The sequence below is a fragment of the Shimia sp. genome (assembly GCF_041624275.1).
GTDB lineage: Bacteria > Pseudomonadota > Alphaproteobacteria > Rhodobacterales > Rhodobacteraceae > Shimia.
This window is the reverse complement of record NZ_JBFJVE010000059.1, coordinates 1-14,393: the sequence shown is the minus strand read 5'-3', so window position 1 is coordinate 14,393 and position 14,393 is coordinate 1. Positions and strand designations below refer to the sequence as shown.

At 65.2% G+C, this 14,393-nt stretch carries 14 protein-coding genes and 1 tRNA gene; 11 read left to right on the top strand and 4 right to left on the bottom strand.

Features of this window, described 5'->3' with window-relative positions; translation table 11 throughout:
• Together ABZD10_RS06600 and topA are read right to left on the bottom strand one after the other, a co-directional pair.
• A partial coding sequence (locus ABZD10_RS06600) for a CoA transferase subunit A (RefSeq protein ID WP_372885349.1) occupies positions 1-526 on the bottom strand: 526 nt, incomplete at its 3' end.
• 149 nt (positions 527-675) lie between these two features.
• Positions 676-3,273 carry a type I DNA topoisomerase gene (gene topA / locus ABZD10_RS06595; RefSeq protein ID WP_372885348.1) on the bottom strand — a complete coding sequence of 866 codons (2,598 nt, stop codon included), beginning with the start codon at positions 3,271-3,273 and terminating at the stop codon, positions 676-678.
• Between the two features lie 141 nt (positions 3,274-3,414).
• Between topA and ABZD10_RS06590 the strand changes: the two genes are divergently transcribed.
• Positions 3,415-3,852: a hypothetical protein gene (locus ABZD10_RS06590; RefSeq protein WP_372885347.1), complete on the top strand. Its 438-nt coding sequence runs from the start codon at positions 3,415-3,417 to the stop codon at positions 3,850-3,852.
• A gap of 42 nt (positions 3,853-3,894) precedes the next feature.
• Here ABZD10_RS06590 and dprA read toward each other — a convergent pair whose 3' ends face one another.
• Both dprA and tldD read right to left on the bottom strand, forming a co-directional pair.
• On the bottom strand, positions 3,895-5,055 hold the full coding sequence (dprA, locus tag ABZD10_RS06585) for a DNA-processing protein DprA (RefSeq protein WP_372885346.1): 1,161 nt from the start codon (positions 5,053-5,055) through the stop codon (positions 3,895-3,897).
• A gap of 95 nt (positions 5,056-5,150) precedes the next feature.
• The gene (tldD, locus tag ABZD10_RS06580; protein ID WP_372885345.1) at positions 5,151-6,572 is read right to left on the bottom strand and encodes a metalloprotease TldD; all 1,422 of its coding nucleotides are present in this window, start codon (positions 6,570-6,572) and stop codon (positions 5,151-5,153) included.
• Between the two features lie 183 nt (positions 6,573-6,755).
• Between tldD and coxB the strand changes: the two genes are divergently transcribed.
• From coxB to ABZD10_RS06530, 10 genes are all read left to right on the top strand, one after another.
• Complete coding sequence (coxB, locus tag ABZD10_RS06575; protein ID WP_372885344.1) at positions 6,756-7,613, top strand: cytochrome c oxidase subunit II; 858 nt, start codon at positions 6,756-6,758, stop codon at positions 7,611-7,613.
• 52 nt (positions 7,614-7,665) lie between these two features.
• Positions 7,666-8,604 (top strand): heme o synthase, encoded by a 939-nt coding sequence (cyoE, locus tag ABZD10_RS06570; protein WP_372885343.1) that lies wholly within the window; start codon positions 7,666-7,668, stop codon positions 8,602-8,604.
• A 3-nt stretch (positions 8,605-8,607) separates the two neighbouring features.
• A complete protein-coding gene (locus ABZD10_RS06565) occupies positions 8,608-8,769 on the top strand; it encodes a hypothetical protein (RefSeq protein WP_372885342.1) in 162 nt (53 codons plus the stop codon).
• The gene (locus ABZD10_RS06560) at positions 8,769-9,344 is read left to right on the top strand and encodes a cytochrome c oxidase assembly protein (protein WP_372885341.1); all 576 of its coding nucleotides are present in this window, start codon (positions 8,769-8,771) and stop codon (positions 9,342-9,344) included. The genes ABZD10_RS06565 and ABZD10_RS06560 overlap by 1 nt, the downstream gene beginning before the upstream one ends.
• Before the next feature lie 27 nt (positions 9,345-9,371).
• Positions 9,372-10,175, top strand: coding sequence for a cytochrome c oxidase subunit 3 (locus ABZD10_RS06555; protein ID WP_372885340.1), 804 nt, complete (start codon positions 9,372-9,374; stop codon positions 10,173-10,175).
• A 91-nt stretch (positions 10,176-10,266) separates the two neighbouring features.
• A complete protein-coding gene (locus ABZD10_RS06550) occupies positions 10,267-10,956 on the top strand; it encodes an SURF1 family protein (RefSeq protein WP_372885339.1) in 690 nt (229 codons plus the stop codon).
• Positions 10,957-10,961: 5 nt separating this feature from the next.
• A complete protein-coding gene (thrC, locus tag ABZD10_RS06545; RefSeq protein ID WP_372885338.1) occupies positions 10,962-12,350 on the top strand; it encodes a threonine synthase in 1,389 nt (462 codons plus the stop codon).
• Positions 12,347-13,609 (top strand): M16 family metallopeptidase, encoded by a 1,263-nt coding sequence (locus tag ABZD10_RS06540; RefSeq protein ID WP_372885337.1) that lies wholly within the window; start codon positions 12,347-12,349, stop codon positions 13,607-13,609. Before thrC ends, ABZD10_RS06540 begins: the two co-directional genes overlap by 4 nt.
• Entirely contained in the window at positions 13,609-14,199 is a 591-nt protein-coding gene (locus tag ABZD10_RS06535) for a GNAT family N-acetyltransferase (protein WP_372885336.1), read from the top strand. The genes ABZD10_RS06540 and ABZD10_RS06535 overlap by 1 nt, the downstream gene beginning before the upstream one ends.
• Before the next feature lie 109 nt (positions 14,200-14,308).
• Positions 14,309-14,382 (top strand) — tRNA-Gly (locus ABZD10_RS06530).
• Positions 14,383-14,393: the final 11 nt, after the last annotated feature.

Genomic DNA, 14,393 nt, shown 5'->3' with positions numbered 1-14,393 from the left:
TGCGGAACACCAGGTTGCCGGTCGCGTCGGCCTTCCAGGCCTTGACGATGGCGTGGTCGGCAAAGTTGCCTTCCTCCATGATGTAGTATTCCATGGCGCCGTCCGGCCCGGTGGGGAACTGCTTTTCCAGCTTGCCGTCGGCGATCACCGTGCCGACGCCGGTCTTGGTGAAGAAGCCGGGGATGCCGGCGCCGCCGGCGCGCATGCGCTCGGCCAGGGTGCCCTGCGGGTTGAACTCCAGCTCCAGCTCGCCCGAGAGATACTGGCGCATGAATTCGGTGTTTTCGCCCACATAGGACGAAATCATCTTTTTCACCTGCTTGGTCTGCAACAGGATGCCGATGCCGAAATCGTCGACACCCGCGTTGTTGGAAGCAAAGGTCAGGTCCTTGACGCCCGACTCCTTGATGGCGTTCAGCAGCAGTTCGGGAATGCCGCAGAGGCCGAAGCCGCCGGCGGCGATGAACAGGCCGTCCTTCAGCAGCCCGTCGAGCGCCTCGGTGGCATTCGCATAGACTTTATTCATGGAATTCTCCCTCAAATCCGGAATTGCTGCCGTTTCTGAAGGCGCGCCGGGCGCAAGTCAATTGAAGACCGCCAAGCGCGTATTACTACGGGAGGATATACGTAGTGCAGAACCCCGCCGGGGTGGGCGGGCTCGGCCGCTGTCTGGGGTTACTCGCTTTCGGCCGTCTTGGTGGCGGCCTTCTTGGCGCTGGCCTTCTTGGGCGCGGCCTTTTTTGCCGGTGCCTTCGCCTTGGCGGCGGTCTTGCGTTTGGCGGGCTTCTTCTTGGCCGACTTCTCGGCGATCCACTGCACCGCCTGTTCCATGGTGACATCCGCAGCCGCCACATCCTTGGGGATGGTGGCATTGACCTTTTCCCATTTCACATAGGCCCCGTAGCGGCCGTCCATGACGTTGACCGCGCCGCCGCTTTCGGGATGTTCCCCCAGTTCTTTCAGCGGCTTGGCCGCCGATCCGCCGCCGCGCCGTCCGGGATTGGCGCGTTTCTCGGCCAGCAGTTCGACCGCCCGGTTCATGCCGATTTCGAACACGTCGTTGGGGTCTTTGACATTGGCATAGACCGGCTTTGCCTCGTCGGGCAGCTGGTGCATCACATAGGGCCCGAAACGCCCGAAATTGGACGAGATCATGCCGCCTTCGGGGTGTTCGCCGATCTGACGCGGCAGGCTGAGCAGGGTCAGCGCCTTTTCAAGGGTCATCTCGTCCTTGTTCCAGCCCCGCGGCAGCGAGGCGCGCGGCGGTTTCTTGTTCTCGGGCGTCGGTTCGCCGCGCTGGACATAGGGGCCGAAACGGCCGGCCTTGAGCCAGATCTCGTCGCCGCCATCCTCGCCCAGCACCCTTTCGTCGCCATCGGCGCCCTCGCCGGCGATGGGGCGGGTATAGGTGCATTCGGGGTAGTTGCCGCAGCCGACGAAACCGCCGGTGCGCGAGGTTTTCAGGTGCAGCTGGCCCTGACCGCATTTCGGGCAGACGCGCGGGTCGCTGCCGTCTTCGCGCGGCGGGTAGAGCTGCGGCGCCAGCGCCTCGTCGAGCACATCGAGCACCTGGGTGATGCGCAGTTCAGAGGTTTCGGCAATGGCGACCGAAAAATCCTTCCAGAACCGGCCCAGCACGTTCTTGTAGTTGCGTTCCCCGGCGCTGACGTCGTCAAGCTCTTCTTCGAGGTTGGCAGTGAACTCGTAGCCGACGTACTGGCGGAAGAAGTTCAGCAGGAAGATGGTGACGATCCGCCCCTTGTCCTCGGGGAACAGGCGGTTCTTGTCCTTGCGGACATATTCGCGATCCTGGATCGTGGTGATGACACTGGCATAGGTCGAGGGGCGGCCGATGCCCAGCTCTTCCATCTTCTTGACCAGCGTCGCCTCGGTATAGCGCGGCGGCGGCTGGGTGAAATGCTGTTCCGGGGTGACGCTGCGCTTGTCGGTCCTGTCGCCCTCGGCGATCTGCGGCAGGCGCTTGTCGTCGTCGTCGACCACATCGTCGCGGCCCTCTTCATAGACCCGCAGAAAACCGTCGAACAGCACCACCTGACCGGTGGCGCGCAGGCCGACCTGGCGATCGTTGCTGGCGATGTCGACCGTGGTACGCTCGAGCCGCGCGCCCTCCATCTGGCAGGCGATGGTGCGTTTCCAGATCAGGTCATAGAGCTTGCGCTGATCCGCCTCGACGGTCTTCAGGTCGTCGGCCGTGCGCATCATGTCGGTGGGGCGGATACATTCATGCGCCTCCTGTGCGTTCTTGGCCTTGTTCTTGTAGATGCGCGGGCTGTCCGGCACGTATTCGGCGCCGTAGCGGGCGGCGATGGCGTCGCGGGTCGCGGTCACCGCCTCGGGGGCCATGTCGATGCCGTCGGTCCGCATGTAGGTGATGTAGCCGGCCTCGTACAGCCGCTGCGCGGTGCTCATGCATTGCCGCGCGCCCATGCCGAACTTGCGGCTTGCCTCCTGTTGCAGGGTCGAGGTCATGAAGGGCGCCGAGGGGTTGCGGCTGGCCGGCTTGGCCTCGACGCGCGCAACCGTCAGCTCGCGCGAGGTGATCGCCTGCACCGCCAGTTCGGCGGCGGTGCTGTTCTCGAGGCTGTATTTGTCCAGCTTTTCGCCGCCCAGCACCGTCAGCCGGGCCTCGAATTCCTGCCCGCGCGGGGTGGCAAGCAGCGCCTTGACCGACCAGTATTCGCGGGGATTGAAGGCCTCGATCTCCATTTCCCGCTCGACGATCAGGCGCAGGCAGACCGATTGCACGCGGCCCGCCGAACGTGCCCCCGGCAGCTTGCGCCAGAGGACCGGCGACAGGTTGAAGCCAACCAGATAGTCGAGCGCGCGGCGCGCCAGATAGGCATCGACCAGGGGTTGGTCGACCTGGCGCGGGTTCTGCATCGCCTCGGTCACCGCCGATTTGGTGATCGCGTTGAACACCACCCGGCTGACCGGCGTGTCCTTCTTGATCGCCCGGCGCTTGCGCAGCGCCTCTTCCAGGTGCCAGCTGATCGCCTCTCCCTCGCGGTCGGGGTCGGTGGCGAGGATCAGGTTGTTGTCTTCCTTGAGGGCGTCGGCGATGGCCTTGACGTGTTTGCGCGAATCCGTGCCGACCTCCCATTTCATGTCGAAATCGGCGTCGGGATCGACGCTGCCGTCCTTGGCCGGAAGGTCTCGGACGTGGCCGTAGGAGGCCAGAACCGTATAGTCGGAACCCAGGTATTTATTGATTGTCTTGGCTTTTGCCGGGGATTCGACGACGACGACTGGCATGAAATTTCCTCTCGACTCTGGGCGGCCGTTATGGCGGCGGAAAATGTGGTGTGGAAGAGGCAAATGTCAATGCGGGGAAATTTCGCCTGTGGTAATTTTAACGCGATCGGCGATTGTCAGCCGCAGCCGAAGGGGCCGCCCATGCGAATTCTTGCCGCGGTTCTCATGCTGTTTTCCGGCGTTGGTTCGGCCGCCGAATGGCGCGAGCCGCCAAGGGGCAGCGCGACCCGCGGCGCGATGATGGATGCGCTGCGCCCGCATGCCGAATGGCTGCTCGGGGCGCCGGTCGAATTCGTCGTGCGCGAGCTGCGCCAGTCCGGGGATATTGGCTTTGCCAGCCTGGTGGCGCAGCGTCCGGGCGGCGGCCGGATCGACATCGCCGCCACACCGGGGTTTCGCCGGGGCGAGGTTTTCGACGGCCCCGGGGATGCTAGGGAATTCCACGTGCTCTACCGCAGGTCCGGCGCGACATGGGTCGCGGTGCACTGGTCGTCGGGGGCGACGGATGTGTGGTTCTCCTGGGCGCCGCTGTGCCGCCAGTACCGCCCGGTGATCGCCGAAGTCTGCGGCGGGCAATAACGCGCCGCGCGCGGGGATGGGCGGGAATGTGTCACCGCCGGGTCAGTTGCGCGCCACGAGCCCCCCGGCCTGGCGGGCGATCTTGCCGGCAATCTCGAGATCGGTCAGCACCGGCGCGACCCGGGCGGCGGGAACCGCGAGGTCGCGGATCAGCTGGTCTTCGGCCACCGGCGCCGGGCCAAGGCGGTCAAGAATGCGCATATGCAGCCGCGCGGTCTCGCGCAGGCCGCCTTCGCCGGGTGGTGGTGGCGCGGCCGCAGCGGGCGCGTCTTCCAGCGGCAGGGCCGGCTGGCTCGGCACCGGGTCTCGCGCCGGGCCGATGGCGTCGATCACGTCCCGCGCGCCGCGCACCAGCGCCGCGCCGTCACGGATCAGCATGTTGCAGCCGGCGGCGCGGGCGTCGAACGGATGGCCGGGCACCGCCAGCACGTCGCGCCCCTGATCGAGCGCGTCGCGGGCGGTGATCAGGCTGCCCGAGCGCCCGGCGGCCTCGATCACCACCACCGCCCGGGCCAGCCCCGAGATGATCCGGTTGCGGGCCGGGAAATGGCGGCCACGGGGGGAGGTCGCCATGGGCTGTTCCGACAGGCACAGGCCCTGCGCCACAAGGCTGTCGGCGAGGGCCGCGTTCTCGGCCGGGTAGACCACGTCGACGCCGCCGGCCATCACCGCGATGCTGCCGCCTTGCAGGCTGGCCAGATGCGCCGCCGTGTCGATGCCGCGCGCCAGCCCCGAGACGATCACGAAACCGGCCTCGCCGAGGTCGGCGGCCATGGCGCGGGCCATGCGCTGCCCGAGGGAAGAGGCATTGCGCGCGCCGACCAGCGCCACCGCCGGACGCCCGGCAAGGTCGATCCGCCCGCGCGCCCAAAGAAGCGGCGGCGCATCGGAGATTTCCGCCAGGGCCGGCGGGTAATCGGGGTCGGTCTTCAGGATCAGCCTGGCGCCGGCCGCCGCGCCGCGCCGCAGTTCCGCCTCGACCCGGTCGGCCGGGCAGATGGTGTAATTGTCCTCGCCGGCCTCGCGGGCGATGTCGGGCAGCGCCTCGAGCGCCGCCGCGGCGCTGCCGAATTCCGCGATCAGCCGGTGGAAAGTGGCCACGCCGACCCGGCGCGAGCGCATCAGGCGAAGCCAGGAGAACCGTGTTTCTTCCATGGTGGGGTGGAGTTGGGGGTGCGTGGAAGAAATGTGGGGTCCGGTCATCCGTGGCTTCGCCTTTCTGCACAGCCAGATGTAGCGCGTTACTGGTTAACGGCCCGTAAACCACGTTGCGGTTTTTTTGCCCCGCCCGCGGCGGCTCACGAGGCCGAGCCGCCCACCGTCAGACCGTCGATCAGCACCGTCGGCTGGCCGACCCCCACCGGCACCCATTGCCCGGCCTTGCCGCAGTTGCCCATGCCGGGGTCGAGCGCCATGTCATTGCCAAGCCCGAGGATCTGCTGCATCGCCGTGGCGCCGTCGCCGATCAGCGTCGCGCCCTTCACCGGCGCGCCGACCTTGCCGTTCTGCACCCGATAGGCCTCGGTGCAGGAGAACACGAACTTGCCGTTGGTGATGTCGACCTGTCCGCCGCCGAAGCCGACCGCATAAAGACCGTCCTTCAGCGAGGTCAGCAGGTCTGCCGGATCGCTGTCGCCGCCTCGCATGAAGGTGTTGGTCATGCGCGGCATCGGCGGATGGGCATAGCTTTCGCGGCGTCCGTTTCCGGTCGGCGCCACGCCCATCAGCCGGGCGTTCTGCCGGTCCTGCATGTAGCCGCAGAGAATGCCGTCCTCGATCAGCACGTTGCGCGCCGAGGGCGTGCCCTCGTCATCCACCGTCAGCGAGCCGCGCCGGTCGGGCAGGGTGCCGTCGTCGATCACCGTCACCCCCGGCGCCGCCACCCGGTCGCCGATACGGCCGGAAAACCGCGAACTGCCCTTGCGGTTGAAGTCGCCCTCGAGCCCGTGGCCCACCGCCTCGTGCAGCAGGATCCCCGGCCAGCCGGGCCCGAGCACGACCTGCATCGGCCCGGCGGGGGCGGGCACCGCGTCGAGATTGACCAGCGCGATGCGCAGCGCCTCGCGGGTCTTGGCCTGCCAGTCGGCGGGGTCGATCAGGCCCAGCGGCCCGAGACGTCCGCCGCCGCCGGCCGAGCCGCTTTCGCGGCGCCCGTCCGCTTCGACGATCACCGAGACGTTGAGCCGGGTCATCGGGCGGGTGTCGGTCAGTTCGGTGCCATCGGGGCGCAGGATCACCACCTCTTGATGCGAGGCCGCCAGCGTCGCCGAGACCTGCACCACGCGGCGGTCCAGATCGCGGGCAAAGGCATCGATCTGGCGCAGGGTCTCGATCTTGACCGGCAGCGGGGCGCCGGCGATCGGGTCCTCGTCCGTATAAAGGCGGCGCCCGGCGGCCGCAGGCGATGCCGCCAGCGTGCCGCCGCCGTTGCCGACCGCCAGCCGCGCCGTGTCCACCGCCCGGATCAGGGCGGCTTCGGAAATCTCGGAACTGTGGGCATAGCCCGAGACCTCGCCGCGCACGGCGCGCAGGCCGAAGCCTTCCGACGCGTCGTAGGACGCGGTCTTCAGCCGGCCGTCGTCGAAGACCAGCGCCTCGGCGCGCCGCCTTTCCAGAAACAGCTCGCCATCATCGGCGCCCGCCGTGGCATCGCGCAGCCGCGCCAATGCCACGCTCCGCTCCAGCTGCGCCTCGAAAGGGCAGAATTTGATCTGCATCATATGGATTTCCTCTTCGAAATTTGATCTAAGTCAAAAAAAGCGTCCATCCAAGGTGGTCTGCTTCTTTATTTGGCTGCCAGAATATGGTTTCTATGCAGCGATACAACCGCGGGAAATCGCCCTCCGGGGCGTTTTTTTGCAACCAGAGAACGTGAACACTACCGCAACCGATCAGGGTGAACTATGCGAATTCTAATGAAAATCCTGGGTCTTCTTGCTGTCGGCACGGCGCTGCCGGCCTATGCACAAGAAGTCGAGGTGATTGGCAAGCCCAAGGACGGGCTCATGGGCTGGCAGCCGGCCGCCACCGAACTGGCCCGCGACCTGCAATCGCTGGATCAGATGATTCTGGTGATCATCACCGCCATCGTGCTTTTCGTGGCAGCCTTGCTGCTTTTCATCTTCATTCGCTACAATCGGCGGGCCAATCCGACGCCTGCGACATTTACTCACAACACGCCGATCGAGATCGCATGGACCATCGGCCCGATCCTGATCCTGGTGTTCATCGGTGCCTTCTCGCTGCCGGTGCTGTTCAAGCAGCAGGAAATTCCCGAAGCCGACATCACCATCAAGGCCACCGGCTACCAGTGGTACTGGGGGCATGAATATGTCGATCACGGTTTCGCCTTCGACAGCTTCCTGCTGGCCAAGGACGAGCTGGAAGAAAACGGCTATCAGCCGGATGAATACCTGCTGGCCACCGACACCCAGGTCGTGGTGCCCTCGGGCAAGACCATCGTCGTGCAGGTGACCGGCGCCGACGTGATCCATTCCTGGACCATCCCGGCCTTCGGCGTGAAGCAGGACGCGGTGCCCGGCCGCCTGGCAGAACTCTGGTTCAAGGTCGACGAGGGCATGGAAGGCATCTACTTCGGCCAGTGTTCCGAACTTTGCGGCAAGGACCACGCCTATATGCCGATCACCGTCAAGGTGGTCACGCAGGCCGAGTATGAAGCCTGGCTGACGGGGGCGATCGAAGAATACGCCGGTGACATGTCGACCCGGCCCGCGGTCAAGCTGGCAGCGGCAACCCAGTAACCAGTAGGATGAGTAGGGCGGGGGGTGCCCCGCCCGTGCAACGGGACGGATCATGAGCGACGCAAGCATCAATACGCAAGCCCAGCCGCAGGAGGCCGGATTCGGCGATTATTTCGCCCTGCTGAAACCGCGTGTCATGTCGCTGGTGGTCTTCACCGCGCTGGTCGGCCTTCTGGCCGCGCCGGTCGATGTTCATCCGGTGATCGCATTCTCTTCGATCCTGTTCATCGCCGTCGGCGGCGGCGCCTCGGGGGCGCTGAACATGTGGTGGGATGCCGATATCGACGCGGTGATGAAACGCACCCGGTCGCGGCCCATCCCCTCGGGTCGCGTGACTCGTGACGAGGCCTTTGCCATCGGCATCACCCTGTCGGTCTTTGCCTGCATCATGCTGGCGCTGGCCGCCAATATCTTTGCCGGCGCGCTTCTGGCCTTCACGATCTTCTTTTACGTGGTGATCTACACCATGTGGCTGAAACGCTGGACGCCGCAGAACATCGTCATCGGCGGCGCTGCCGGGGCGTTTCCGCCGATGATCGGCTGGGCCGTGGCCACCGGCGGCGTGTCGGTCGAGAGCATCCTGATGTTCACCCTGACGTTCATGTGGACGCCGCCGCATTTCTGGGCGCTGTGCCTGTTCATGAAATCCGACTACAAGGACGCCGGCGTGCCGATGCTGCATGTCACCCATGGCCGCCGCGTCACCCGCAGTCACATCCTGGTCTATACCACCCTGCTGGCGATCGTCGCCATCGGCATGGCCTTTACCGGAGTTGGCGGCCCGATCTATCTGTGCGTGGCGCTGGTCCTGAACGGGCTGTTCCTGGCCGGGGCGATCGCCATCTGGCGCCGTGACGAGGCAGCGGCCGAGGCCGACAACTACAAGCGCGAGAAATCCTTCTTCGGTCTCTCGCTGCTGTATCTTTTCCTGCATTTCGGGGCAATTCTGGCCGAGGCCACGCTGGCCCCCTTCGGCCTCGGAGGCTGGTAAGCGATGGGTTTTCAGGTTGAACACGAGCTGCACAAACGCCGCCTGGGCCGCAATGTCGGGGTCGGGCTGGTGCTGGTCGGATTCATCGTCATCGTCTTTGGCCTGACCGTGGTCAAGGTGACGCGCGGCGACTACGAACCGGCCCAGGCGAGGATCGAGAACTGATGGCGCTGGACCGGCAAAGAAAGACCGTCGCCAAGCTGGTGGCCGTGGTGGTGACCATGGGCGCGCTGGCCTGGGCCTCGGTGCCCTTCTACGACTGGTTCTGCCGGGTCACGGGTTTCGGCGGCGCCACCGGCGTGGCCGAGGCCGGTTCTGACGTGATCCTCGATCGCAGCGTCAAGGTGCGTTTCGACGCCAGCAAGGCGCGCGACATGCCTTGGGAGTTCAAGCCTGTGCAGCGCCAGATGGAGATCCGCATCGGCGAGACCGGGCTGGCCTTCTACGAGGCCTACAACCCGACCGACCGGCCCGTGGCCGGCTCGGCCAGCTACAACGTCGCGCCCTATGAGGCCGGCGGCTTCTTCACCAAGATCGACTGCTTCTGCTTCGAAGAACAGGTGCTGCAACCGGGCGAACGGGTGACCATGCCGGTGTCCTTCTATGTCGACCCCGAGATCGTCACCGACCGCGATGCCAAATACGTGCACAGCATCACCCTGTCCTACACGTTCCACGAAATCGACCTGCCGCAAGAGACCGCGTCCTTGTCGCAGCCCGCAGAAACCGAAGTTAACTAAAAGCCTTCCAACGAGGGAAAGACCAAAATGGCGCATGCTAAAAACCACGATTACCACATTTTGCCGCCGTCGCTCTGGCCGCTCCTGGGCTCCATCGGCGCCTTTGTCATGCTGTTCGGAGCCGTGCTCTGGATGAAAAGCATCACCCCCTACATGTTCTTCATCGGCCTGGCGCTGGTGCTTTACGTCATGTACGGCTGGTGGGCCGAGGTCGTCGCCGAGGGCAATGGCGGCGTCGATCACACGCCGGTGGTCCAGATCGGCCTGCGCTATGGCGTGGTCTTGTTCATCATGTCCGAGGTGATGTTCTTCCTGGCCTGGTTCTGGACCTTCTTCAAACATGCGATGTACCCGATGGGCCCCGAAAGCCCGGCTGTCGACGGTGTCTGGCCCCCCTCCGGCATCGAGACCTTCGATCCCTGGCACCTGCCGCTGATCAACACGCTGATCCTCTTGTGCTCGGGCATGGCGGCGACCTGGGCGCACCACGCGATCGCCCATGAGAACAACCGCAAGGACATGAAATGGGGTCTGGTGATCGCGATCGCGCTCGGCATCCTGTTCACCGGTTTCCAGGCCTATGAATACAGCCATGCCGCCTTCGGCTTCTCGGGCAACATCTATGGCGCCACCTTCTTCATGGCCACCGGCTTCCACGGCTTCCACGTCATCGTCGGCACCATCTTCCTCGCCGTCTGCCTGCTGCGGCTGATGGCCGGTCACTTCACACCGGAAAAACACGTCGGCTTCGAGGCCGCCGCCTGGTACTGGCATTTCGTCGATGTCGTCTGGCTGTTCCTCTTCGCCGCCGTCTATATATGGGGCGGCTGAGCCTTTGCGGTTGAACTGCCGCAACCGATAAGCAAGAAACAGATCGCGGGTGGCCAGGCTGCCCGCGATTTTCCGTTTCAAGGAGCCCCGCTTGACCCGCCTGATCCTGCCGATCGTCTTTGGAATCGTCGGTACCGCCATTCTCGTGTCGCTGGGCAACTGGCAGATGCGCCGCATGGCCGAGAAAGAGACCTTTCTGGCCGCCATCGACGCCCGGATCGGCGACGCGCCGGTTGCCATTCCGGCCCTGCCGGACCCCGAGGCGGACCGGTTTCTGGCGGTGCAGGCCGAGGGCCGGATCACGGGGCAGGAGCTGCATGTATTGGTCTCGGTGAAAAAGGTCGGGGCAGGCTATCGCATCGTCTCTGCCTTCGAGACCGATGGCGGGCGGCGCATCATGGTCGATCGCGGCTTTGTCGCAACCCCGGACAAGGGGGCCGCGCGCTATACCGGTCCGCTGACGGTCACGGGCAACCTGCACTGGCCGGACGAGATCGACAGCTACACGCCGGCAAACGACCTTGCCGCGAACATCTGGTTCGCCCGCGACGTGCCGACCATGGCGGCGGCGCTCGGCACCGAACCGATTCTGCTGATTGCGCGGAAGCTGTCGGAAAATGACAGCGGCGTGACGCCGCTGCCCGTCGACAGTTCTGGGATTCCCAACGATCACTTGGAATATGTGGTCACCTGGTACGGTCTGGCGATTGTCTGGGTGGCGATGACGCTTTATTACCTGCGCCAGACTTTGAAACGCGCGCGCAAGAACGAAAAGGCCTGAGACCCGTGAAATACATCTCGACCCGTGGCAACGCCCCGGACCTCACCTTCGAAGATGCCATGCTGACCGGGCTGGCCCGGGATGGCGGCCTTTATGTGCCCGAGACCGTGCCGACGCTGTCGCGCGACGAGATCGCGGATCTTGCGGGCCTGTCCTATGAAGAGATCGCCTTTCGGATCATGCGCCCCTTTGTCGGCGATGCCTTCACCGACGACGAGTTCCGGGGCATCATCGCGCGCGCCTATGCCGGCTTTCGCCACGACGCCCGCGCGCCGCTGGTGCAGCTGGGGCCGAACCATTTCCTGATGGAGCTGTTCCACGGCCCGACGCTGGCCTTCAAGGACTTTGCCATGCAGCTCATCGGCCAGCTGTTCCAGTTCTCGCTGGCGCGCCGGGACGAGCGCGTCACCATCGTCGGCGCCACCTCGGGCGACACCGGCTCGGCCGCCATCGAGGCGTTCCGGGGTCTGGATAATGTCGATGTCTTCATCCTGTTCCCGCATGGCCGAGTCAGCGACATCCAGCGCAAGCAGATGACCACCCCCGAGGATGCCAATGTGCATGCGCTGGCGATGGATGGCGATTTCGACGACTGCCAGGCGGCGCTGAAGGACATGTTCAACGATTTCGACTTCCGCGACGGGGTGAAACTGGCCGGTGTGAACTCGATCAACTGGGCCCGCGTGCTGGCGCAGGTGGTCTATTACTTCTCGACCGCCGTCTCGCTGGGCGCCCCGCACCGCAGCATTTCCTTTACCGTGCCCACTGGCAATTTCGGCGATATCTTCGCCGGCTACATCGCCAAGAAGATGGGTCTGCCGATCGACCGGCTGGTGATCGCCACCAACCAGAACGACATCCTGCACCGCACCATGCAGACCGGCGCCTATACCAAAGAGGGCGTGACCCCGTCGATCAGCCCCTCGATGGACATTCAGGTGTCGTCGAACTTCGAACGCGCGCTGTTCGACGCCTATGGGCGCGACGGCAAGGCGGTGGCGCAACTGATGGACGAGCTGAAATCCGGCGCCTTCGCCATCAGCCAGGGGGCGATGGAAACCCTGCGCGATCACTTCGACTCGGGGCGCGCCTCGGAAGAGGAAACCTCGGCCACCATCGCGGGCGCCTTTGCGCGCACCGGAGAAGTGCTTTGCCCCCACTCGGCGGTTGGGGTAAAGGTGGCCGACGAGCATCTGGGCGCGAGCCCGATGATCACGCTGGCGACGGCGCATCCGGCCAAGTTCCCCGACGCGGTCGAGGCCGCGACGGGCGCACGCCCCGGCCTGCCGCCGCATATGGCGGACATGATGGAGAAACCCGAGCGCGTCACGCGGGTGCCCAATGATCTGGAGCACCTCAAGACCCTCATCAAACAGCGGATCGCCGCACGTTGAGCACCAGACAGCACACTCTTTCCAACGGCTTTCGCATCGTCACCGAGCATATGCCCGGCCTTGAAAGCGCCTCGATCGGAATCTGGGTCAATGCCGGGGGGCGCCACGAGCGCCAGCCCCAGAACGGCATTGCCCATTTTCTGGAACATATGGCCTTCAAGGGCACCAAGCGGCGCAATGCGCTGGAGATTGCCGAGGCGATCGAGAATGTCGGCGGCTATATCAACGCCTATACCAGCCGCGAGGTCACGGCCTATTACGCGCGGGTTCTGAAGGGCGACGTGGCGCTGGCGCTGGACGTGATCGGCGACATCGTCCTGAACCCGATCTTCGATCCGAACGAGATCGAGATCGAGCGCGGGGTGATCCTGCAGGAGATCGGCCAGTCGCTGGACACGCCCGACGACGTGATTTTCGACTGGCTGCAAGAGCGGGCCTATCCCGATCAGCCGATCGGCCGCACCATCCTTGGCGCCGAAGAGCGGGTGCGCGCCTTTGGTCGCGCCGACCTGGCGCTATTCGTTTCCGAGCATTACCGCCCTGAACGCATGATCCTGGCCGCCGCCGGGGGCGTCGATCACGATCAGATCGTGCGCCTGGCCGAAGAGATGTTCGGCCACATGCAGGGTGCCCCGGTGCCCGGTTTCGACGCGGCGCGCTTTCAGGGCGGTGAATACCGCACCGAGAAAAGCCTCGAGCAGGCGCATTTCGCGCTGGGGCTGGAAAGCCCCGACTACTGCCACCCCGACATCTATACCGCGCAGGTCTATACCACGGCGCTGGGCGGTGGCATGTCGAGCCGGCTGTTCCAGGAAATCCGCGAGAAACGCGGGCTGTGCTACACGATCTATGCCCAGGCCGGGGCCTATGCCGATACCGGCATGACCACCATCTATGCCGGCACCTCGGGGGCGCAGGTGGCAGAGCTGGCCGAGATCACCATCGACGAGCTGAAACGCGCCGCCGAGGACATGAACCCGGTCGAGATCGCCCGCGCCCGCACCCAGATGAAGGCCGGGCTGCTGATGGGGCTGGAAAGCCCGTCGAGCCGGGCCGAACGTCTGGCGCGGATGCTGGCGATCTGGAACCGCGTGCCGGGGCTGGGGGAAACCGTCGAGCGTATCGATTCGGTCAGCGACGACGACGTGCGCCGCTTTGCCGAGCATATGGCGGTGACGGCGCGGCCGGCGCTGGCGCTATACGGCCCGGTCAGCCAGGCGCCCGACCTCGCGACCCTGCAGGAGCGCCGGGCCGCCTGATGCTGTGGAACCGTCGGAAGGTCCGGATCGAAACCGAGAGGCTGACACTGCGCTCTCCGGTTCATTCGGACTTTCCCGACTGGAGCGCGCTGCGCAGCGAGAACGCAGATTTCCTGGTGCCCTGGGAGCCGGCCTGGTCGGCCGATCACCTGACCCGCAAGAGCTTTGCCAACCGTGTCCACTGGGCGCAGCGGTCGGTGGCCACCGGCACGGCGGTGCCGCTGTTTCTGGTCCGGCGCGCCGACCGGGCGCTGCTGGGGGCGATCACCCTCGACAACATCCGCCGCGGTCCGGCGCAATCGGGTACCCTCGGCTATTGGATCGCGCGGCGGTTCTCGCGACAGGGCTACATGCGCGAAACCATCGAGGCGGTGGTGCACCATGCCTATGTGCAGATGGATCTCAGCCGCATCGAGGCCGCCTGCCTGCCCGAGAACGTCGCCTCGCGCGGGGTTCTGGAAAAGGCCGGCTTCAAATACGAGGGCGTGGCGCAGAGCTATCTTCAGATCAACGGGCGCTGGCGCACCCATGTGCTATATGCCGCCCTGCGCAACGATCGCCGCGGCCGCACTCTGGTCGGGCAGGCCTGAGCCGTCCCGGGGCGCGCGCGCATCGCCGGTTTTTTGAAATTTATTGCGGCTTTGAACTTGGCGGGCCTTGACGTTCATTTTTCTATCAAATATCTGGAAATCCTGCTGAGCGGGCGTTGTGTAGTGGTAAGACCTTAGCCTTCCAAGCTAATGACGCGGGTTCGATTCCCGCCGCCCGCTCCAGTAAATCCCCC

What these genes read in the sequence shown, in the direction of transcription:
- topA (WP_372885348.1), bottom strand. Translation starts at nt 3,273, where the DNA reads ATGCCAGTCGTCGTCGTCGAATCCCCGGCAAAAGCCAAGACAATCAAT.
- ABZD10_RS06590 (WP_372885347.1), top strand. Translation starts at nt 3,415, where the DNA reads ATGCGAATTCTTGCCGCGGTTCTCATGCTGTTTTCCGGCGTTGGTTCG.
- dprA (WP_372885346.1), bottom strand. Translation starts at nt 5,055, where the DNA reads ATGACCGGACCCCACATTTCTTCCACGCACCCCCAACTCCACCCCACC.
- tldD (WP_372885345.1), bottom strand. Translation starts at nt 6,572, where the DNA reads ATGATGCAGATCAAATTCTGCCCTTTCGAGGCGCAGCTGGAGCGGAGC.
- coxB (WP_372885344.1), top strand. Translation starts at nt 6,756, where the DNA reads ATGCGAATTCTAATGAAAATCCTGGGTCTTCTTGCTGTCGGCACGGCG.
- cyoE (WP_372885343.1), top strand. Translation starts at nt 7,666, where the DNA reads ATGAGCGACGCAAGCATCAATACGCAAGCCCAGCCGCAGGAGGCCGGA.
- ABZD10_RS06565 (WP_372885342.1), top strand. Translation starts at nt 8,608, where the DNA reads ATGGGTTTTCAGGTTGAACACGAGCTGCACAAACGCCGCCTGGGCCGC.
- ABZD10_RS06560 (WP_372885341.1), top strand. Translation starts at nt 8,769, where the DNA reads ATGGCGCTGGACCGGCAAAGAAAGACCGTCGCCAAGCTGGTGGCCGTG.
- ABZD10_RS06555 (WP_372885340.1), top strand. Translation starts at nt 9,372, where the DNA reads ATGGCGCATGCTAAAAACCACGATTACCACATTTTGCCGCCGTCGCTC.
- ABZD10_RS06535 (WP_372885336.1), top strand. Translation starts at nt 13,609, where the DNA reads ATGCTGTGGAACCGTCGGAAGGTCCGGATCGAAACCGAGAGGCTGACA.